The 22373-nt window shown below is 43.9% G+C and carries 21 protein-coding genes, 1 pseudogene and 1 riboswitch; of the genes and pseudogenes, 4 read left to right on the plus strand and 18 right to left on the minus strand.

The genetic code is table 11. From position 1 onward, the window contains the following. Positions 1-81: 81 nt before the first annotated feature. The 5 genes from VK097_RS11325 to VK097_RS11345 form a co-directional block, all read right to left on the minus strand. Entirely contained in the window at positions 82-1545 is a 1464-nt protein-coding gene (locus VK097_RS11325) for a sodium:solute symporter family protein (RefSeq protein ID WP_324211913.1), read from the minus strand. 18 nt (positions 1546-1563) lie between these two features. Beyond that, on the minus strand, positions 1564-1785 hold the full coding sequence (locus VK097_RS11330) for a hypothetical protein (RefSeq protein ID WP_324211914.1): 222 nt from the start codon (positions 1783-1785) through the stop codon (positions 1564-1566). Positions 1786-1819: 34 nt separating this feature from the next. Continuing rightward, positions 1820-2785 carry an ornithine cyclodeaminase family protein gene (locus VK097_RS11335; RefSeq protein ID WP_324211915.1) on the minus strand — a complete coding sequence of 322 codons (966 nt, stop codon included), beginning with the start codon at positions 2783-2785 and terminating at the stop codon, positions 1820-1822. 118 nt (positions 2786-2903) lie between these two features. Continuing rightward, positions 2904-4262, minus strand: coding sequence for a sodium-dependent transporter (locus tag VK097_RS11340; protein WP_324211916.1), 1359 nt, complete (start codon positions 4260-4262; stop codon positions 2904-2906). Between the two features lie 90 nt (positions 4263-4352). Further along, positions 4353-5519 carry an NAD(P)/FAD-dependent oxidoreductase gene (locus VK097_RS11345; protein ID WP_324211917.1) on the minus strand — a complete coding sequence of 389 codons (1167 nt, stop codon included), beginning with the start codon at positions 5517-5519 and terminating at the stop codon, positions 4353-4355. 194 nt (positions 5520-5713) lie between these two features. On the opposite strand from VK097_RS11345, the gene VK097_RS11350 reads away from it, so the two are divergent. Next, the gene (locus tag VK097_RS11350) at positions 5714-6892 is read left to right on the plus strand and encodes a CdaR family transcriptional regulator (RefSeq protein ID WP_324211918.1); all 1179 of its coding nucleotides are present in this window, start codon (positions 5714-5716) and stop codon (positions 6890-6892) included. Between the two features lie 22 nt (positions 6893-6914). Here VK097_RS11350 and argD read toward each other — a convergent pair whose 3' ends face one another. From argD to VK097_RS11385, 7 genes are all read right to left on the minus strand, one after another. Beyond that, positions 6915-8072, minus strand: coding sequence for an acetylornithine transaminase (gene argD, locus VK097_RS11355; RefSeq protein ID WP_324211919.1), 1158 nt, complete (start codon positions 8070-8072; stop codon positions 6915-6917). Further along, positions 8047-8844: an acetylglutamate kinase gene (argB, locus tag VK097_RS11360; RefSeq protein ID WP_324211920.1), complete on the minus strand. Its 798-nt coding sequence runs from the start codon at positions 8842-8844 to the stop codon at positions 8047-8049. The genes argD and argB overlap by 26 nt, the downstream gene beginning before the upstream one ends. A gap of 12 nt (positions 8845-8856) precedes the next feature. Further along, positions 8857-10086, minus strand: a complete 1230-nt coding sequence (gene argJ, locus VK097_RS11365) for a bifunctional glutamate N-acetyltransferase/amino-acid acetyltransferase ArgJ (protein WP_324211921.1) — start codon at positions 10084-10086, stop codon at positions 8857-8859. Positions 10087-10185: 99 nt separating this feature from the next. Continuing rightward, positions 10186-11223, minus strand: coding sequence for an N-acetyl-gamma-glutamyl-phosphate reductase (argC, locus tag VK097_RS11370; protein ID WP_324211922.1), 1038 nt, complete (start codon positions 11221-11223; stop codon positions 10186-10188). Between the two features lie 224 nt (positions 11224-11447). Further along, positions 11448-11594 (minus strand): hypothetical protein, encoded by a 147-nt coding sequence (locus VK097_RS11375; protein WP_324211923.1) that lies wholly within the window; start codon positions 11592-11594, stop codon positions 11448-11450. A 55-nt stretch (positions 11595-11649) separates the two neighbouring features. Continuing rightward, entirely contained in the window at positions 11650-12942 is a 1293-nt protein-coding gene (locus VK097_RS11380; protein WP_324211941.1) for a nucleobase:cation symporter-2 family protein, read from the minus strand. Beyond that, positions 12942-13529: a xanthine phosphoribosyltransferase gene (locus tag VK097_RS11385; RefSeq protein WP_324211924.1), complete on the minus strand. Its 588-nt coding sequence runs from the start codon at positions 13527-13529 to the stop codon at positions 12942-12944. The genes VK097_RS11380 and VK097_RS11385 overlap by 1 nt, the downstream gene beginning before the upstream one ends. 169 nt (positions 13530-13698) lie before the next feature. Continuing rightward, positions 13699-13800, minus strand: a riboswitch (purine riboswitch). Between the two features lie 172 nt (positions 13801-13972). Between VK097_RS11385 and guaC the strand changes: the two genes are divergently transcribed. After that, positions 13973-14956: a GMP reductase gene (guaC, locus tag VK097_RS11390; RefSeq protein ID WP_324211925.1), complete on the plus strand. Its 984-nt coding sequence runs from the start codon at positions 13973-13975 to the stop codon at positions 14954-14956. A 245-nt stretch (positions 14957-15201) separates the two neighbouring features. Then, positions 15202-16437 carry an MFS transporter gene (locus tag VK097_RS11395; protein ID WP_324211926.1) on the plus strand — a complete coding sequence of 412 codons (1236 nt, stop codon included), beginning with the start codon at positions 15202-15204 and terminating at the stop codon, positions 16435-16437. A 323-nt stretch (positions 16438-16760) separates the two neighbouring features. On the opposite strand, the gene VK097_RS11400 is transcribed toward VK097_RS11395, so the two are convergent. The 6 genes and pseudogenes from VK097_RS11400 to VK097_RS11425 form a co-directional block, all read right to left on the minus strand. Further along, on the minus strand, positions 16761-17138 hold the full coding sequence (locus VK097_RS11400; RefSeq protein ID WP_324211927.1) for a hotdog domain-containing protein: 378 nt from the start codon (positions 17136-17138) through the stop codon (positions 16761-16763). Positions 17139-17206: 68 nt separating this feature from the next. Then, a complete protein-coding gene (locus VK097_RS11405; protein ID WP_324211928.1) occupies positions 17207-17956 on the minus strand; it encodes a GNAT family protein in 750 nt (249 codons plus the stop codon). Positions 17957-18085: 129 nt separating this feature from the next. After that, the gene (locus VK097_RS15540) at positions 18086-18349 is read right to left on the minus strand and encodes a YnaG family membrane protein (protein WP_491713045.1); all 264 of its coding nucleotides are present in this window, start codon (positions 18347-18349) and stop codon (positions 18086-18088) included. Between the two features lie 114 nt (positions 18350-18463). Beyond that, positions 18464-18574: pseudogene (locus VK097_RS11415) on the minus strand (DUF4260 family protein); the annotation flags it as partial. Between the two features lie 15 nt (positions 18575-18589). After that, positions 18590-19633: a DUF2332 domain-containing protein gene (locus VK097_RS11420; protein ID WP_324211930.1), complete on the minus strand. Its 1044-nt coding sequence runs from the start codon at positions 19631-19633 to the stop codon at positions 18590-18592. 179 nt (positions 19634-19812) lie between these two features. Continuing rightward, complete coding sequence (locus VK097_RS11425) at positions 19813-20808, minus strand: LLM class flavin-dependent oxidoreductase (protein WP_324211931.1); 996 nt, start codon at positions 20806-20808, stop codon at positions 19813-19815. A gap of 145 nt (positions 20809-20953) precedes the next feature. Between VK097_RS11425 and VK097_RS11430 the strand changes: the two genes are divergently transcribed. Further along, a complete protein-coding gene (locus tag VK097_RS11430; protein ID WP_324211932.1) occupies positions 20954-22177 on the plus strand; it encodes a dicarboxylate/amino acid:cation symporter in 1224 nt (407 codons plus the stop codon). Positions 22178-22373: the final 196 nt, after the last annotated feature.

Below are 22373 nucleotides of genomic sequence, written 5' to 3' on the forward strand. Positions count from 1 at the left end.
GTGAATCAATAGTTCATGGGGCAAAAACATTAGCCTGAAGCGCTATCTTTTATTAAGAATATATTCCATACCTTATCACTCTCAGCCGGCTGACTTTCCTTCATCAGATTCAGACAAATCTGCATGATAGCGGTTGACCTGCTCCTGTGTTGCTGCTGATGGTGGTGCTGTCATTAGGCTAACGACAATAACCAGTGCCAATGAGATCGGTGAGGCAATGATTGGCTCAGATACCAACGCAAATGGCTTTGTGATAACTAATATTAGAAATGTAAGCGCACCTCCAAGCATACCTGCCAGGGCACCGGCTTTATTTGCCCGATTCCACCAGATCCCGAGTACAAGCGGAAAACCAAACGACGAAAGCAGGAAACCGCCTACCCAGCCAACCATGATAGCTATCAGCTGCGGCGGATTAATCGCAATGATAATTCCGACAATACTGGCGATGATCATCACTGCAAAACCAATTCTGGTTACGGTCTGCTCGGAAGCTTCTTTATTAATGTATTCCTTGTAAATATCACGTGCTACGCCAGCGGAAATCGCCAGGAGCATCGCATCGGCGGAAGACATAATCGCTGCCAGAAGCCCTGCAAGCATAATACCTGCCAGAAGCGGTGACATATAGTTTTCAATAACAGATACAAAAATCATATCCTGATTGTCCAATGTATCAGCTATACCCAAGCTGGCTCCCCCGGCGGCCACAATCAAGCCGAAACCAAAGATCAGCAAGTATAACAAGCAAGCCCACATGGCCGATCGCCGTGCTGTTTTTGCATCACGTGATGCAAAATTACGCATCACAGCTGATGGTGAAACGATCCCGAACCATAAGAAAGCCAAAAACAGCCCAAAATAGGACAACCATGGCTGTGTAATATCTCCAAAATTTGGTGAAGCATTAAGTGCATCCTGAATCAGCGATGAAAAGCCGTCATGCTGAACCAAAATAAGTATCGATAATATTAACATTCCGATAAGCATGACAGATCCCTGAATCAAATCAGTGTAAGTAATTGCCCACATCCCGCCCAATGCGGCATAGACCGTAAAGCCAATTCCAAGCACAATAACTGCGGTCGTGTAATCAATGCCCAATACATAAGAACCAATCAATCCTGACGCAGTCAATTGCGGTACCATGTAGAAAGTCATCCCGACAACAACGATGGCTACAGCCACAACCTGTACCGCATTTCCATACCGCTGTTTGAAAAATTCTGGTAATGTGCTGACACCTGACCGCCTAATTTGTCCGGATACAAGAAAAAGCGTAAACGGCAAGATAGCAACGGCACCAAACCCATAAGCAAACAAAAATGGAATTCCGAGTGCAACACCAGACCCTACTGCCCCCATCAGCGAACTGGAACTTGCCAGAGCTGCAAACAATGCAAATGCCCCAACGAACGTATTAATGCTTTTGCCAGCTGTCCAGTAATCGCTTTCAGAAGAGTGCGCTCGCCGTGTAAAATAAATCCCAATCAAAGTCATTAAAATTAAGTAGACACCTAGAATGACTGCTTCCATTATCTGCATATCTTCATCCCTCCATTTCTATCCACCGTTTTGTGACTCGTCCCTTTTTTCCATCCAAACAACATAAAGAACTGATAGGAGAAACCAGACAAAATAACTGAAAAACATCAACCAGCCTGCAAGCGAAATACCCATTAAATAGATATCAGTCGGCCACCAAATTAATACAACAGCAGAAATAGCAAGCAATATGGCGACCAGAATGATACCCGGATCTGATAATCTGGATCTGGGCTTCATGACACCCCTCCTTTCGTCCTTTACTGAATATCATCTACATGGTTAGTTCGGTTCCTGCCCCTTTTTCCTTAGCTTTCTGATATATCAGATTGGCAACCACCACATCAAACAAAGCCATCCCGGTTGTCTTTAGCACAACGGTTTTTCCTGCTTCAGCCACCCCCGCTGACTTTTTTGAAATTTGTTCTGACATTGTCATAATGGATCCCCGGTCTATCCAGCCTTCTTCGGCCGGTGTCGCGATGTCCCCCGACTCTTCAATGGCATGTTCGGTGTCAACCATCACCTGGTCAGCTACTTTGTATAAAGATTCCGGGAATTCCCGCATAGTCGGCTGAAAAGAACCAACGCCGATAACCAGTTTATTTTTAAGCAGTTCCGGGTTATCCGGAAGAACAGGCTGTTTGGATGTTGTAGCAGTTATCACAATTTCCGCCTCTTTGACAGCTTCTTCAACAGAATCACTTTCGTGGATAAATGCATCTGTACCAATCCATTCCTGCAATGATTTTGTGAAAGCGGCAATTTTTTCAGGTGAACGATTGAAGAGATAAATTTCTCTGATCGGTCTTTCCGTACATGCTGCAATTGCTTGATAGAGTCCTTGTACACCGGTCCCGACGATCGCCAGGGATGAAGCATCATGTTTAGCCAAATGACGTACGCCGGACCCGCCAATAGCTCCCGTCCGCATGCCTGTCAAAAATGAGCCGTTTAAAATTCCTTTAATATCACCTGTCTCACTGTCATTCAAAACAACTATCCCGTGCAACGTTGGAAGCGTCTGGTTATTCGGAAATATCGTGACAAGCTTCGTTCCGATGGCATCCCCTGTAAAACATGGCATTAACAGGAGGGTGTTGTCTCCTTCTTTCACCTGCATGCGCTGAGGCATTTGGAAATTACCGGATTCATAAACATCATAAGTCGAATCTATGGCATCAATCACGTCCTTCATTGTGACTGCTTCTTTAATATCCTTTTCACTTAAAAATAGCATTCTATCAACCTCCACCTTCAATAGATTCTATCCAATATATTAACACTGCCCGGATGAGTTATCACTATATTTAAAAGATTCGGAGTCCATTACAAGTAACTATCTGGATTTATTGTCTTCAAATAAGCCCTGTGATCATAATCAGCACAATTACTATTGGAATAATATACGTTACAATTGGTTTTGAGGCAGCAGGAAACTTTATGATACCGCCTTCAATATTGACATCATCAATAAAATTTTTGACTTTCCATTTGAATACAACATATAAAGCAAGTAACAGCCCGCCCAGCGTTAACAGAATATTACCGGAAAAATAGTCAACGAATCCAAATATGTCCATACCAAAGATATGAATATGCGACCATGGGCCTTGTGACAGGATAGATGGAATAGACAACGTGAATGTCGCACCGATAATGATCCAAACACTCGTTTTTCGTTTTATACCCAGCATCTCTGCAATATTGGCTGCCAGCGTTTCAACCAAACCGATCCCTGTTGTAAGAGCACCAATTATAATCAGGAAGAAAAAGAGTATACCAAACAGATTGCCAAAAGGCATTTGATCAATCAGAGTCGGAAATGTGATAAAAATCAATCCCGGCCCTGAATTCGGTGCTATTTGGAAAGCAAATAGTGCAGGAAAAATAACTAAACCGGACAGGAACGCTATAAACGTATCCAGTGAAATGACCCATAAACCGTCCTCAGCCAAATTTGTTTTTTTCGGCTTTAAGTAACTGCCATATGTGAAGGCAGCAGCCATTCCAATCCCGATTGAAAAAAAGGCCTGCCCGAGCGCATCAAGCACTGTGCCTGTTGTAATTTGGGAAAAATCGGGTTTCAAATACCACACGACACCCTCCACAGACCCCGGCAAGGAAAGCGAAAATACAGCCAAAATAATTAACATGACAATAAATAGCGGCATGGCGATCTTTACGAATTTTTCGATGCCGTGTTTAACCCCTTTTGCAACAATAACCCCCAGGATCAATGTCGGAATAATCGTATAGCCGATAACTGCAGCGGGATTTGCAATGAAATCTTCATAGACTATAGCAGCTTGTTCAGATGTAATCCCTTGGAATGAGCCAAGAGCCACTTTGAAAAAATAAGCAAATAACCAGCCCATTATCATTAAATAATAGGACATCACCAATAGGGCTGTAATGGTCCCGAGCCAGCCAATTGAGTTCCACGGATTGCCTTTGCCGTTCAATTTCCTTAGCCCGGTGATTGCGGCTGATTGAGCTCTTCTCCCAAGCCCGGCCTCAACTAAAAACAAAGGAATTCCGATCAAAATAACAATCAGAATATAGATTAGAAGAAACGCACCACCGCCATTTTCACCGGCAAGGTAAGGAAATCGCCAAATATTCCCCAGCCCGATAGCAAAGCCTGAAGCAGCCATAATAAAACCTAACCTGCTGCCCCAGCTCTCCCTTCCTCGTTTCTGATCAGGACTATTCATATAAATCCCCTTTCTATGAGCATATTCCAATCTATATTCAGCAAATGGGCAGAGACAGTATTCGATATACTTGCTGACTGCAATTTACCACTACACGACAGCGCCCTCCACAATCAGTTCATTAGAGGCAAATCGCTCAAACTGCAGCGGGCTTAAATCCAATGTCTCGTAACGATCATTCCGGATCAATTCGGATAAACCCTTGCCGACAGCTGGCGCCTGCTGCATGCCGTGTCCGCTGAAGCCGCACGCCATGTAGTAGCCGTCCAGATGCGGATGTTCACCGATGATGGCATTTTGATCTTTTGTATTATGGCTGTAAATCCCGGCCCAGCCATTACTGATTTTAGCCCGTTCAAAGTTTGGAATACGCTCAGCTAAAACCGGCCATAGCTGTTCTTCAAACAGCGAGCGTTTCCACCTGTAATCAATGCCGGGTTTTACTTTCTCAGCAAACCCTGTTATCAGTGAATTGCCTTCATGCCTGAAGTATACACCTGTTGGATCAATGGTGAGCGGTAGGTATTTTTCCAGCGGTTCGGCAATATCGAACTGTATGATTTGCCGTTTCAATGGCACAATCGGCAGTGATAGCCCGATTTTCTCGCTTAATTCAGGAGCCCACGGACCGGCACAATTGATGACAATCGGAGCTTTATAGGCATCCCCATTTTCAAGTCGGACTCCTGTTGCTTTCCCGCGCTCTGTCAGGATCGTATCAACTTTTTCATATACATATTCAGCCCCAAGCTGCTTTGCTTTTCTGGCGTATCCCTGCATCACAGAGTACGGATCCAGGTAGCCATCCTCGCCGCAGAACAACCCTCCCTGCAAGTCATCAATAGTCAGCTCCGGAATAATTGACAACAATTCCTCCTTAGCCAATAATTCAGAGGGCACACCATGCTTCTGCTGCAATTGTAGTTGTTTCTGCAGCTGTTTTATATTCTCACCCCGGGCCAGAAAAAGATAGCCACGTTGTTTAAAGTCAATTTCGGCTTTTTCCGTTCCGATGGCCATGTCTTCTGCAAACGTCTTATATTTTTGCAGGCCATAACGGCTGATTTGAATATTAATCTCTGTTGTAAACAACTGCCTCAAACCACCAGCGCTTCTTGGAGTTGATGCATATTCGTATATTTTATCTTTTTCAAATATCGTAATATCACCTTCATATCCATCATTAAGCAAATTAAAGGCAATACTGGATCCGATCACACCACCGCCGACAATGATAATATCCGTCTGTTTTTCCATTCAGTCATCACCTCAAATATCCAGATTCGTAACTATTCTTAATATTATATTTATTTATAACGTATAACGCGTATAAATGGCTATAGTTAACATGCACAAGATTATAAAGGATTAACATAATTATTGGAATTATGATATAATTCTAATTGGAATTAAATACTGTAATTAAGGGTGTGAGGGGCATCGAGGATTTCGTGCAAATTGCACAAAAGGTTGTGAAAACGGTTTCAAATGTTCTGCCATTTCATATCAGTTTCAGTGATGAACAAGGCTATATCATCGGGTCATCACTCCCTGAACGGATTGGTACGCTGCATGAACCATCAAAAGAAGTATTGGAGAAAAATACTTATTTGTTATTTGACGAAGAAAAAGTGAACAATCAGCCTAACGTCTTCCCCGGTGTCGCCATGCCAGTGACATTTGATTCGTCAACGATTGGCGTCCTTGGGATTATCGGACCTCCGGCGCAGGTCGAACCATATGCACAGCTGATCAGCAAGTACGTCGAAATGAGATGGCATGAAACATTTGATAAGCAGCTGGAAGATCTGGAAACCAAAACACTGGAGACATTTGCCCAGTATATCTTGTTAAATGATAAAACCAATCAGGTTAGAGTTGAGCAATATTGTAAAATGCTGGATCTATCATTTTACACAAAACGTTTTTGTATTGTCGTTGATATCGGTGATTCACTCATCAGCAGTGTTCAGAATAAAACACCTATCGGACAACTGAAAGAACAAATGCTGCATTGCACACAGAAAGCTTTCGACAGTTATCATAACGCCATCTGCACGTTTTTGAATACTGAAAAAATAATTCTCCTGAAACCTGTCCAATCAGAACACAATTACATGGCTGCATTGGAATATTTTATCGAGCAGAGCTCTTATCTGACCGACATGTTTAAAACTTATCAGATTACAAATATTTCGATCGCCGCAGGGAAACTGTGCCATACCATAGACCGAATCAGCGAATCATACCAGGAAGCGGAAAGCCTGATCAAATTTGGCAGGCAGCTCGATATATCACCAAGAATCTATACGTTTCACAGCTGGGACATTATAAAAGCACTATTGCCGCATCAAATTGATGCCCATTTTCAGGATAAAATCATGTTCCGGCTGAGACCACTCTTTGCAGACAAGGATTTTTCCGAACTTATGCAAAACTTCATGGTTTACTGCCAGAATAAGATGAATATCAGCCAGGCAGCTAAAGAGCTTTACATTCACCGAAACACGCTAATTTACCGGCTGAAGAAAATTGAGGCGATCACATCAGTCAATATTAAAGATTTTGAGCATTGTATGATGCTGTATTTGGTTTTGAAACGGTATGACAAAAGCTCCTCTCTTCGTTAAAGAAAGAAGGAGGAGCTTTTAGTCAGTGAGTAGATGCTTTTTCGTCTGTCAGAACATCACTCATTAAGTCCACGGCTTTATCGATTTCTTCTCTGCTCACTGTCAGCGGCGGCAGCAGACGGAGAACATGTGGACCCGCGCTTAAAACGAGCAAGCCTTTTTCGATCAGCGATTCAACCAGATGCGAGACATTCTGTGAGCATTCAATCCCAATCATCAGACCTTTGCCGCGGATTGAAGAAACAAGGGATAAAGGAGCGATCGATGTGTTCAGCCGCTCCATCAAATAGTCGCTTTTTTCCGTTATTTCCTGTAAAAACTCCTCCTGAAAAACATGTTCCAGCACGGCTTCTGCCGCTGCCATAGCAAGCGGATTGCCGCCGAATGTCGCCGCGTGACTCCCCGGACCGAAACTGTCGCGGAGGGCTTCTTTAGCAAGCATGGCCCCAACCGGAATACCACCGGCCAGCCCTTTAGCGGACGTGATAATATCTGGTGAGATCCCGTAATGCTGATATGCAAACGGCTTTCCTGTCCGTCCGATGCCTGTCTGCACTTCATCGACAATTAACAGCACATGATGATCCCGGCAAACCTCTGCCAGTTCCTGCACAAAATCAGGATCGGCTATATTGATGCCACCTTCACCCTGGATCATCTCCAGCATAACGGCGGCCGTTTCACCGTCCAGAGCCTGTTTAACGGCCTCGATGTCATTGAATGGCACATACTGAAATGTCTCCAGCATGGGGCCAAATCCAGCGTGGATTTTTTCCTGGCCGGTTGCTGCCATGGCTCCGAGGGTGCGCCCGTGAAATGACTGATTGAATGAAATGATTTTATGCTTGCCGGTTGCTTTGCGGGCCAATTTGATAGCCGCTTCATTCGCTTCCGTTCCGCTGTTGCAGAAGAACACCTGGTCACCCGAACTTTGCTGAGTAAGTAAGTCCGCCACTTTTTCCTGGATTGGATTATGGTATAAATTCGATACATGCCAATAGGCGTTGAGCTGGCTTTCCAGCGCCTGTTGAACAGCCGGATGCCGGTGCCCAAGGCTGCAGACGCCTATGCCTGCCCCAAAGTCCAGATACCTTTTGCCGTCTGTGTCTTCCACAGTGGTCCCTGAAGCTTGCTCGACTGCCAGATTAAAACGTTTATATGTTGGAAAAAGTCCTGTCATGCATTACAGCCTCCTCTGATCGTTTAATCAATGTGCCAGTAAATCCGGTATTACTGATAACCTGGTTCGCATCAGCAATCATGACGTTTTGCAAGCCGTCATTTAAACAGGCAAGCGCCGCTTTCACTTTTGGAATCATCCCTCCATGAATAGTACCCTGTGCGATAAGCCCCTCTATTTGAGTTTCGGTTGCTGAAGGAATCAATCCGCCGTCCTGCATAATCCCCGGCACATCCGTCACAAAAATCAGCTTCCCGGCATTCATCGCTTCTGCTACGCTACTTGCAGCTGTATCGGCATTCACGTTATAACTGTCACCATTTTTTCCAACAGCAATCGGAGCAACCACCGGTACGATATTTTGTTCAAGCAGGCTCGCCAAAAATGCTGCATTTACACCCACAACGTTACCGACATAGCCATATGTCTGAAAGTCTTTTGGGACACAGGTGATCAGATTGGCATCAGACCCGGAAACACCTGCTGCCTGAATACCTGACGCATTCATTTGCCGTGTTATGGCATTGTTAACATGGCCGGAGAGCACCATCTCCACAACATCCATCGCTTTAGCAGAAGTTGTTCTGAGTCCATCAATAAATGTAAACGGCACATCGAGTTTTTCCAGCATGAGTTTAATCGCCGGTCCGCCGCCGTGGACGATAATCGGTTTCACGTCATTTCGCTGCAGCTGCCGGATGTTTTCAAAAAACCGGTCTGACAAGCTGTCAATAATACTGCCGCCGCATTTGATTACAGCAATTTCAGTCATGATCACCCCTCCTCATGTCCGGTAGCTAGCGTTGATGCGTACATAATCATACGTCAAATCACATCCCCATGCTTTGCCGCAGCCGTTGCCGACGTTCAAGTTAACCGTGATGATGATGTCATCATTCATCAAATAATCAGAGGCTTCTGTTTCGGAAAACGCGAGCGGCTGACTGTTTTCCATGAGCGGAATCGACCCAAGCGACACATCAATCGTTCCGGCATCTGCATTTACACCGCTTCGCCCAACAGCTGCAATGATTCTGCCCCAATTGGGATCCGCCCCGTAAACAGCTGTTTTCACAAGCGAAGAACCGACAATTGTTTTGGCCGCTTTTACTGCTTCGTCGTCATCATTTGCCCCGTTAACCTCAACTTCGATTAACTTCGTTGCCCCTTCACCATCACGTGCAATCATTTTTGCCAGATCTTCACACGTATGCTGCAATAGCCCGGTAAAAGTCTCCCAATCGTCGTGCGCCGGTGTCAGGCTTTCATTTTCTGCTTTTCCACTGGCCATTGTGAGTACCATATCATTGGTTGATGTGTCGCCATCCACCGTTATGCAGTTGAATGTCTTAGCCGTCACCTCTTTCAAGGCCAGGTGTAGCATATCGGATTCAATCGCCGCGTCAGTGGTCACAAACGCGAGCATCGTACCCATATTCGGCTCGATCATGCCGGAACCTTTTGCCGAACCAGCCATTGTCACCGTCTGCCCATCGATGACTGCCTGGTGGCACGCAGACTTTGAACCGGTATCCGTCGTCAAAATCGATTCGTTAAACGCTGCTGCTGCTTTTTCATCCATTGCCAGATGAAGGTTTTTGATATTCGGAATAATATAATCCATCGGCATGTCAAGGCCGATGACGCCGGTTGAGGAAACAGCAACCGTATGCTCCGGCAATGACAGTTGCTCCGCCGCAGACCGGCGCATCGTATACGCATCCTTTTTGCCCTGTTTCCCAGTACAGGCATTGGCGTTACCGCTATTAACAATCACAGCCTGAAGTTTGCCTTCTTCGGCGATGCTCTCTTTTGTCACGTGCAATGGTGCTGCCTGAATAATGTTTTGTGTATACAACGCAGCAGCACTTGCGGGGACGTCACAATAAATCATCCCCAAGTCATTTCGTTTCCGTTTCACTCCTGTATGCATTCCTGATGCTTGAAATCCCGCCGGTGTCACAATCGTCCCCTTTTCCATTTTTTTAATGCTGCTTTCCTTAGTCAGCACCATTGTTTCTCCTCCTTTCATGGATTTTATTCCGCAAGTTCCTGGCAGTATATGCCCGGTTCTATTCAACCAATATTCAGCGGGAATAACCATCCCGCTGAATTATGGATAGACAGGTGCAAATGCCAATCCTGCTTTTTCATCGATGCCGAACATCCGGTTCATGTTTTGCACAGCCTGCCCTGAAGCACCTTTTACAAGATTATCAATTACCGAAACAATCATGATCCGATTTGTCCGCTCATCAAGCGCCAGCGACACATCGCAAAAATTAGAGCCGTAAACTTCTTTCGTGCCTGGGTATGTACCCTGGTCTCTGACTCTGACAAAATAGCTGTCCTTGTAACTTTCTTTGTATAAGTCCGATAGTTTCGCTGCCGTTATACCCTCTGGTGCGTCTGCATAAATCGTCGTCATAATACCGCGGATCATCGGGACAAGGTGTGTGCCGAATGTGACCGGTCCTGTATTCGAATTCCACCCGGCAAGAACCTGTTCAATCTCCGGTGTATGCTGATGTTCAAGGACTTTGTATACTTTAAGATTATCGCTCATCTCCGTAAAATGCGTAACGGATGTGGGGTTTTTCCCTGCACCGCTGACCCCGGTCTTCGCATCAATGATAATCGAATGTGGATCGATTATCTGATTTTTCACCAGCGGCGCCAGCCCCAGCAATGCTGCCGTCGGATAACAGCCGGGATTGGATACCAGCTGCGTTTCTGTCACATCAGTCTCCAGCCATTCAGTCAGCCCGTAAACAGCACTCTCAAGAACTGTCCCAGCAGGTGCCTTCTTCTTATACCACTGTTCATACTGACGCGTATCTTTCAGCCGGAAGTCACCCGATAAATCAATAACACGAGCGCCTTCTTTGATGAACGCTGGCACGAGTTCCGAAGATACACCGGATGGAGTGGCCATAAAAACCACGTCAGCATCACGGGCAATTTGTTCAGGATCGATGCCTTCGAGATTCTCCTCGGACACGGCCTGAAAATGCGGATATCTGTCCGCCATTGAGTCACCCTTGTAGCTTGACGAATGATATGACTGAAGAGTGACTTCGGGATGCTGCTGTAAAATGCGAATAAGCTCTGCTCCTCCATATCCGGTTGCGCCGACAATCGCTGCTTTCATATGACACGTTCACCTTCCAAATTTTTTTATTTCTCCCTATTATAGAATGTATAATTATAATGTCAAGTGTATATTTATAAAATTTTTTAAAAAGATTATCGGTTTTAATCCATCTCGCTTTAAACTGCAAAGATATTTTAAAAGGCTGCTTTTTTCATATATCAATCGTTCAAAACAAATCAGTGTAGATGCTTTTCCAAAGATTCTTTTATCCTTCTAGAGATTTATCCTATCTTCTGCAGATAAATTTTCTCTTCTGTTGATATGATCGCCCATCTGTTGATAACATCATTCTTCCGTTGATTTAATTTTTCTTCTGCAGATTCCTGGCTTCTTCCGCCGATATTCACCATGATTCCTTTTGACTGCATAAAAAACAGCGCACCTCGTAACAAAGGAGCACTGTTTCCCTTAATCTTATATCGCTCACGCACTTTCCTGATGGACTGCGGAAGGCCGGTTCTTGGCCTTCACGGGAGTCATATTGAATACGATATTCAGGGCAATCGCCGTCACACTGCCTGCCACGATGCCATTACTCGTCAAAATTTGAATGCCTGACGGGAACTGCGCAAATAATTCGGGGACAGCGGTGACACCCATGCCCATTCCAACCGAACATGCAACAATCATCGAGTTTCCGGGTGATTCCGAGATGACACCGCTCAGCATTTTAATCCCCTGCGAGATAACCATTCCGAACATCGCAACCATGGCTCCTCCCAGGACAGCTGTTGGAATAATCGTTGTCACAGCTGCAATCTTGGGAATAAATCCGAGTGTGACCAGCATGAGCCCGGTAACGAAGATAACTCTGACTGATTTAACACCTGTCAGTTGCATCAGACCAACATTTTGCGAGAATGCGGTATACGGAAAGGCATTGAAAATCCCGCCGAGCAACACCGCCAGACCTTCTGCGCGATATCCGTTGGAAAGGTCCTCTTCCTTCAAATCCTTATCGGTCATATCACCAAGCGCGAAATAAACACCCGTTGACTCGACCAAAGAAACCATTGCCACCAAAATCATCGTAATAATAGCGGACCATTCAAACGTCGGTGCCCCGAAATAAAGGGGATGTACCATGTGAAAGAAAGATGCTTCCCCGACAGCGGAAAAATCAACTTTTCCCATAAACGCAGCCGTAACCGTGCCAGCTGTCAAACCGATCAGGATTGAAATGGATCGGACAAATCCTTTTGTGAACCGGTAAAGCAATATAATAAACAATAACGTGCCAAACGCGAGTGATAGATTTGCAGCCGAACCGAAATCAGCGGCACCTTCTCCCCCACCCATATTATTGATGGCAACAGGGATTAAAGTGATTCCTATAATGGTTACAACAGTTCCAGTCACAATTGGCGGGAAAAACCGGACCAACTTGCCAAAGAAGCGGCTGATAGCAAGAACAAATATACCGGAAATGATAATCGAGCCGTATATGGCGGTTATCCCAAATTCACCGCCAATCGCGATCATCGGTCCCACTGCCGTAAACGTACAGCCGAGCACAACCGGCAGACCAATCCCGAAATAGCGATTGCGCATGACCTGCAAAATTGTCGCCACTCCGCACATCAGGATATCAATGGCAACGAGATACGTTAACTCCTCCGATGTTAAACCAAGCGCTTCCCCGACAATCAGCGGCACTAAAATCGCACCGGCATACATTGCCAATAAATGCTGGAAACTTAAAGCAGCTGTCTTCATCATACGGCATCCTCCTTGTTTTGAAATGTGACATGCCCATCAGACAGTGACGCGATCGTTGCCAGTGACTCGACATGAACACCGCGTCTGTAAAGTTTCCCGCGTCCATCCTGAAAGCCTTTTTCAATCACAACTCCGATGCCTTTGAGCGCCGCACTGGTCTGTTCAACAAGGTCAATCATTCCCAGCGCCGCCTGACCGTTCGCCAATATATCATCAATAATCAGTATAACATCATCACTATCGATATAATCTTTAGAGATTGATATTTCATTCGATTCATTTTTGGTGTATGAATAAACCTCAGCAGAATATAGATGCTCATTTAACGTGAGTGATTTGCGTTTCCGGGCAAAAACCACCGGAACCCCCAAGCTCAACCCTGTCATGACAGCCGGCGCAATACCTGATGATTCAAGTGTCAGGATTTTCGTAATGCTTAATTCTGCAAACCGTGATGCAAATTCCTCGCCAATCGATTGCATGAAAGCAGGATCGACCTGATGATTCAGAAATGCATCCACTTTTATGACCGAATCGGACAAAACCTTTCCTTCTGTTAAAATCTTTTGTTTGAGTGATTCCATTCCGATCTCCTTTCAAGGAACAAAAAACCCGAAAAACAAGCTCCCACTCAAACTATGAGGAAAGCAATGTTTTTCGGGTTATCGATAACATGATGGACCTTTGCCGGCCGCAACATGATATATATGCCGAAAATCCGAACAATGAACAAATAGCATTCAAGCGCCATCCATTTGTTCCGCTCCCTTTCATAGTCGGTTCATTTATGGTAAACCGGTAGAAACTTGCAGGCCGTATTCCCGCGATTATATGAAATAAGCTATTGAATTGTTGTCTATTATAGCACGTCACTCACAAAAAACAACCCCGAAATCAAAAATTTTAAAGCGACATAGCGTCTGACATTTTATCCCGTTTGACATATGCATAAAAGTCATGTACATTATCAAATAGACGAACGATTTAATTATAATTTATAAAAATATTCGTTTTCAGGGGTGTAACGATGGAAAATGTATTTGATTATGAAGATATTCAGTTAATACCTGCCAAATGTGTTGTGAGCAGCCGCTCTGAGTGTGACACAACAATTACCTTTGGCAAGCACACGTTCAATCTGCCTGTTGTGCCTTCCAACATGCAGACAATTATTGACGAAAGAATTGCACGCCACCTGGCCGAAAATAACTACTTCTATGTGATGCACCGTTTCGAACCGGAAACCCGAATCGAATTCATCCGTGACATGCATGAAAACGGGCTGATCGCTTCTATCAGTGTCGGCGTGAAAGACGATGAGTACGATTTCATCCAGCGATTAGCAGATAAACAACTGATACCGGAATATATTACAATTGATATTGCTCACGGTCATTCCGAAGCCGTGATCAATATTATCCGATATATTAAAAAACATCTGCCGGAAAGCTTTGTCATCGCCGGAAACGTCGGGACACCTGAGGCAGTCAGAGAACTGGAACATGCCGGCGCGGACGCGACAAAAGTGGGAATCGGACCGGGAAAGGTTTGCATCACCAAAATGAAAACCGGATTTGGCACCGGCGGCTGGCAGCTGGCCGCACTGAAATGGTGTGCCAAAGCAGCAAGCAAACCGATTATTGCCGACGGAGGCATCCGCACACATGGCGACATCGCCAAATCAATCCGTTTCGGTGCATCAATGGTTATGATTGGCTCTTTATTTGCCGGCCATGAAGAATCACCGGGCAAAACGGTTGAAGAAAACGGCAAACGTTATAAAGAATATTTTGGCTCGGCCTCGGAATTTCAAAAAGGCGAAAAGAAAAATGTTGAAGGCAAAAAAATGTATGTCGAGCATAAAGGCTCATTGAACGACACACTGACCGAAATGAAACAGGACCTGCAATCCGCCATCTCCTATGCAGGCGGCAAAGAACTGCAAGCAATCCGTCATGTCGATTATGTCGTCGTCAAGAATTCGATTTTTAACGGGGATAAGGCTTATTAGAGCTCAGGTCATCGGTAAAATCCCGATGTTCACAAGGAAAACCCCGATGTTCACAATTTTTTCCCCGAAGTTATCATGGTCAGCATAAATTCAATTACTATCTCGCAGCTTTATCTGTTAAACGATATAAGCTGCGAGATTTTTTCGTTTTACACCGTTCTGTTTAATGGTTTCTCCGCCAATTTTCAGTTATACTCAATCGTAATGGAATCATTCTAAAAGTATCTGTAAAAGAAGGATTGTAAATGGAAAAAGCAATACTTAAGAAAGCCGTCGCACCAAGCAGGGAAAACACAACCGTATACCGCGTCCTGTTTATCATCGCAACATGTCATTTGCTGAATGATTCACTTCAGGCTGTTGTTCCCGCCATGTTTCCCATTATCGAAAAATCCATGGGACTGACCTTTACACAGCTCGGGCTGATTACGTTTACGATAAATATGGTTGCATCCGTCATGCAGCCTGTCGTCGGGACATTTACAGATAAACACCCTGTCCCCTTTGCGCTCCCAATCGGCCTGGGAAGCAGCATGATCGGCATGTTCGGTTTAGCGCTCGCTCCGGATTTTTGGCTACTCATTATCAGCGTTATATTTATCGGATTGGGTTCTGCCATTTTCCATCCGGAAGGGTCCCGGGTTGTTTATCTTGCAGCAGGAAATAAACGCGGGCTGGCCCAGTCGATTTTTCAGGTTGGCGGAAATTCCGGGCAAGCACTGGCCCCTGTCATCATGGCACTTATTCTTGTACCACTCGGGCAAATCGGGGCACTTTGGTTCACATTGATTGCAGGACTGGCGGTTGTTTTTCTGACATATATCGCGAAATGGTATAAAAGCCAAATGGAATATAATAAGAAAAAACGAAAACATACGACAGCTGCAAAACCAAGTAAGGCCGTTTCCAAAGGGATTAAAGGGGCAATCTTTATTCTCGTCTTCCTCGTATTTGCCCGGTCATGGTATACAAAAGCAATTTCAAATTTTTACGCTTTTTATGCGATCGAAACATATCACGTATCAATAGCCAAATCACAAGTTTATCTATTTACCTTTCTGGCTGCAGGCGCCATTGGTACGTTTATTGGCGGTCCTTTAGCAGACCGGTTTGGCAGACGAAATATTATCCTTTTCTCACTTGTTGCGGCAAGCCCGCTGACGATTCTCTTGCCATATGTTGGCCCGGTTATCGCGATGGGCCTCCTGGCTGTCATTGGCATCATTCTAATGAGCAGCTTTTCCGTAACAGTCGTGTATGCGCAGGAACTCGTACCCAGCAAAATCGGTACAATGTCCGGTCTGATCATCGGGCTGGCATTCGGCATGGGCGCAATCGGTGCTGTCGCTTTAGGGTCGTTTATTGATTTATTTGGCCTGACAACGACGATGATTATGGCATCCCTATTACCGCTGCTCGGCTTTCTCACCCTTTTACTGCCAAAGGATGAAAAAGTGCGGGAATGGCACCAAAACCAATAAAGAACTAATTGTGCAGTATTTTATTTTTCTTTTTTCCATTTACTATAAGTATAAAATAATGTCGATACCGTTATGGCCACAAGGACTGTAATAAAAACAACAGATAGTAACAAAGACAAACTATCTAAAAATAATATCCACATTATTAAAGCGATAACCAGAGGAACCTGTATGAAGTTCCAAAGAAATTTCTTCTTATAAGATAAGTCCCAATAACTCAAAGTTTGCACTCCTTCAATATTGAAAGAAAACAAAAAGCGACTGCTCTTGTTCGGCAATCGCCCCCGCAAGTAAATTGAATATAACTGTGGAAGTTAAAAGACTTAAAGGATTACACCGGAAAAATCCCCTGTTAATACTTCTTTTTCTTTCTGATTTTCACAGGAAAAGGTTGCAACAATCACAGTTCTATGATTTTCTTTTTTTTCACATTTTTCAATTTTAACTTCGCAAACCAGTATATCTCCCGTAAACACAGGTCTTAAAAACTCAAAATTCATATTACGAGCTAAGACGTTATAATCTCCGCCAATTTTTGTTGGCAGTGTTGCCGTTAATAACCCTTGAACCACAAGCCTTCCCTGTTCGTCCGGGGTTATATGATGACTTCCTTCATCACCTGATATTTCGGTAAATAATTCAACATCCCTTTCTGTAAAAGTCCGTTCAAACGTAATGATATCCCCTGTTTTTAATGCCATATAAATCCCCCTGAAGTTTTTATAATTTTAAATTCTATTACTTAGCTTAATCGCTGCCAATCGTCATATTAATCTAAAGGATGCCTCATCCATACGTTTGGTTCCACGTACACCCCTCTGTCATCCCGCTTATCTACTTCCAATGGCACTAATCCATCATCTATTATATAACTGCCTGTTGAAGGCAACCTCATACCAGTCCACTCCTCCCACACTTTAACCGGAGCTGGAATTACCATAGATCTCTCTGCCACTTTTATTATCGAACCGCCTGTCCTATAATGTGTTCTGATCCAAGGATCAAAAGGGGTCCCGTCTTTCCTCACCCAACCTATATATTCCTTCATAGGAATTAGTGGATACTTGGATTTTAATGAAGGACGAACAGGAGCAACCATTCGTTTAATTTTATTTTTAATGGCCAGGCCTTTCATTTCCTGGACCATTAACTCACTCAGGCCCATTCCTCTGAATTCCGGATGAATGACAATGGCTAAAGCTGAAAGTGAATTAGATGGTATCTTATCTTGGTAATTCAATATACCTTTTTCAAAGACTGCATCCCATCCTGAGGGCAAGCTATTTTCATTTCCGTCCCAACTAAAAGGAATCGCATTTCCGCAAGCTACAGACCTAAATTCCTCATCTAAGAGAATATACTGAAATTCAGGAAACCAGGAAGGCAAGTTGTTCCAATACTTAACTGCTATTGGATCCTCTATCATAAATTTAGCCCATCCCGCGCTATGCAACTTATTAATTTCTTCTGCTAAATCCGGACGCTCCTTTATTGTGACAACGGTGTATTTCCTATCCATAACTAATAACCTCTCAATATATAATAGCGGTCCTGTTCCGATAGTAAAAAGGAATTAAGTTGAACTGTATTTCTTTCCTTTTTAAACATCATGCAGTTTTACTTCTATAAAAGAGTCTCCTTTCCTTCTTTACGCGCCGAATACCAATGTGCCAATTAAATGGTACAGTATTGGAAATAGGAACAAAGTGATGTTTAATACAATACCGGTTAACGATAATTTATCCTTTTTTAATCTATATGTCGCCAAACCTATGATAGCGCCGATCGGGCTAAGAATGATGGGCATTAGAATTGGCAACCCCTGTATTTTATCTGCCGCAGCCAAGCCTGCAAAAAAGTTTATGTTCAATACGATTATTACAAAAGGAATCAGAACGGAAACCGCTCCCAAAAAGTGACTATTTTGTATAATAAGCAGCCCCTCACTCTCGTTTGTACTGACAAGTTTTCTTCGCTTCTCTGCTTCAGCAAAAGATTATTCACACAATGTACATTCGCTCCCGTATTAAACACGAGCTAAATGAGTATCTTTAAATTCTGATGGATATTTTAATCCATAGCCGATCACCCTATCCATTCCGATATGGGCTGACCATATTAAACCGATGGACAGAAGAAACGTGAATTAATCTTATGATATAGATGTGCCAGACATATTCCACTCAAACCATCTTCCATGGCCATCAGTCTCTCCGATAGTTTGGTTAAATTCCACCCCATCAAGATAGTAATCAAGATGAAGCTTCCTGTCCCACATATTATTATAAAGATGAAAAACATCTCTGTTGCTGCCGATTTTCTTTACCTTCCCTAAAAGTTCGTACTTAGCATGTTCCGGTATTTGATTTGCAACGTGTGTATGGAAAATACAGATAACCGTATCTTCAGGACGTGTTTCCACGACATCTTCAAGAAGGGCTATCCCATCATCCTCAATAAGTTCCACTGGATTATCTGTAAAACGTTCGACAGCTTTTTCAAACAATGCCAATCGATCCTGATGCTCCGGCCAAATAAGTGATTTTAGCCACAAATAATCTTCTGCATTTTTTAAATCACTTATATCCAAGTCCAATCCAATCTTTGATGCGACAGGAGGGCTTTCGGTCGGTAATGGAGGATTATTCCCGTCCTTGATCTCGGAAGTTATATGAACATGTGAACGTTTATCGCCATAAATTTGGTCAGTACCATATGTATAACTGTACTTATCCCACAAAAGCTGAAGACCGGCGCTCGTTCCAATTTCAATAAGCGATAAAGGTTTCTTTGTTTTATGGTATATGTAAGAAAAAATCGGATAGAGATAAGCACAACGCCTGACCTCATTGGTCTGGACCAGCTTATTTCTTAAAATTGAAACAATGTCATTTTTATAAGCAGTGCAAAATTCCTTAAAGCAGACAAACGTGCTGCTATCTATGTTTTTTGGAGAGTCTGTCAGGCTTGGATAATATTCTTTTAATGGATGTTCTTTGCCTTTTAACAAAAGATAATGAACCGCTCCAAACAGTAAATTGGGAACCGGCTGTCCGTTTTGAGCTTCAGAACACAATTCGAGTATGTCATCATCTGCTGAGATTCTTAAAGACAAGAATTCATAGAGTGCACTTGAATCCTTACATTCCATGTTGGCGAAATTATAAAATCGTTGAGATAGATGCCATTTATCCATTCAACTCCACCTTTACTGGTTAACTTTTTCGCAGCCTTTCATTTATTTTAACATAAACAGCCTAATTCTATTTCTATTAAGCCATTAAAAAAACTATAAGTGCGTGATCAAAAAGGAGGATAAAAAGGCCAACGAAGAAATTCGAAGTTTCCAATTTCACCGGACTTTTTGAACAACCTCTATAAATCAAACGCTTCAGCCAGCAAACGGTAAGAATGCACTTTCGCATCGAAATCATAAATATTTGTGATAATCATAAATTCATCGGTCTGATAATATTCGCTCAGCCGCTCCAATTCTTGTTTCACTTGCTTTGGTGTACCAATTACAGCCCGGCGGCGGTTTTGCCTGATGATATCAAGCTCTTCTTGCCGGTATGCCCGTTTTCTGACTTCCTCAATCGATGGCACCTTTATATCTGAACCTTTCCCGACGTTCACCAGCCATTTATCCTGACTGATGGCCAGCTCTTCCGCTTCCTCTTCTGTATCCGCACAGACGACGAAAATGCAGACCGAGTTAACCGGGTGTTCAAAGTCGGATGACGACTGAAAGTTTTCCCGGTAGGATTCCATGGCAACCTGTCCCTTGTCCGGGTTGATGAAATGTCCAAACATAAACCCTGCCCCAATCTCAGCGGCATTGGCAGCACCTCTTTCCGACAGCCCAAGCACCCACATGGGCGGAATGGTTTTCGTTCGCGGTGCCGCTTTAACCAAGCGATAAGGGTGATCTTTTGCAAGTGTGTTATGTAAAAATCCCTGCAACTCCTGCAGCTGGCGGGAAAACTCCCGCATGCTTTTATTAACGCCGTCTGTCAGCGCCATGCGTGTATCCTGTGAACCTCCGGGTGATCGGCCAATTCCCAGATCAATCCGTCCCGGAAACAACGCCTCGAGCATTTTAAAGTTCTCTGCAACCTTATACGGACTATATTGCGGTAATAAAACGCCACCGGAACCGACACGTATTCTTTCTGTATACGAAGCAATCCGGGCGATCAGTATTTCCGGTGAGACACTGGCCAGCCCATTTGTATTATGATGTTCCGCCACCCAATAGCGTGCATAGCCAAGTTCCTCAGTTATTTTTGCCAGCTTTAATGTATTATTCAATGCCGTTTCAGGATCAGACCCGCGCGAAATCGGAGACTGATCCAGCACACTCAGTTTCATCCCGCAATAATCCCCCTTTCATATCACAATCGGAATACTTCTATCATGACATATTTGACTGCCAAACTTAAAAGATGCATCTTATGGTTCTCAATTCGCTGGACAAAACATATTTATTTAATACTACTTCGAAAGGAGGCAAAGAATGAAAAAAATAAGCTTACTGTCGCAGATTCTGATCGCTTTTGTACTGGCTGTCCTTGCCGGCATTATTTTCGGGCAAAGCATTGACGTTGTGCAGCCATTGGGGGATTTATTTTTACGTCTTATTCAGTTTATTATTATACCTTTAATCGTATCATCACTCATTACAGGCGTGGCGAGTACCGGAAGTATGGAAACACTTGGCAGAATCGGCGGGAAAACGATTCTCTATTATGTCAGTACAACCTTTGTGGCCGTCAGCATCGGTCTGATTGCTGCAGCTTTGTTCACCCCTGGAAAAGGAGTCGACATTTCGACTTCAAGGGATGTTCCTGAAGCGACAGAAACAGACGGTGTCATCAGTGTTCTATTAAACATTATCCCGACAAACCCGATTGAAAGCTTATCAAGTGGCAATATCCTGCAAATTATCTTCTTTTCCATTTTTGTCGGTATCGGCATTACCATGGTCGGGAAAAAAGCCGAACCGGTACAACGCTTTTTCGATGGCTTTGCCGAGATTATGTACAAAATCACCTGGGTCATCATGAAACTGATTCCGATTGGTATTTTTGGTTTGCTGGCACCGATCATCGGTGAATACGGGCTCTCTGTTTTAATGCCGCTCATTAAGCTGATCTCGGTCGTGGCACTTGCCTGTATCGTACACGCATTGCTAACGTATTCCTTTGCCGTCAAGACATTCGCAAAAATAAACCCGCTTAAATTCTTCAAAGGGATTGCACCAGCAAGTCTTGTCGCTTTCAGTACACAAAGCAGTTCCGGAACGCTGCCGGTCACAATCAAAAGTTCTGAAGACAACCTCGGCGTTTCAAAAAAGATTTCAAGTTTCATCCTGCCGCTGGGTGCGACCATAAACATGGATGGGACCTCGCTTTATTTGAGTGTTGCTGCTCTGTTTACTGCGCAGGCTTATGGTGTCGAACTGTCATTTGCACAAATCTTGATGATTGTGCTTATTGGAACACTCGGATCAATCGGTGCAGCAGGCGTACCTGGAGCGGGACTCGTCATGCTGACACTCGTTTTGACAACACTGAACCTGCCACTCGAAGCCATTGCATTGATTGCCGGTGTTGATCGTTTCATGGATATGTTCCGAACCGCTGTCAACATTACAGGGGACGCTTCCGGAGCAGTCGTGATCAACGCTTCTGAACGGCATCTGAATAATTATACCGATCCGGACAATGAAGCCGGATAGAATACGGATGTAAGGCGTATGAATGAGTCATGCGCCTTTCTTTATTTTCATAAAAAATCAAGTGTAATCAACCTGTAAAGATTTGTTATATAGTAGCCTTTCTTTACCGGTTCAACCAGAATCTGTATCTTCTTATTTCTTGGGAATAATTCCCTTGGTGCTTAAAAACATAGATGAATAGAATGCTGAGAAAACC

The sequence above is a fragment of the Lentibacillus sp. genome (assembly GCF_035301675.1).
GTDB lineage: Bacteria > Bacillota > Bacilli > Bacillales > Amphibacillaceae > Lentibacillus.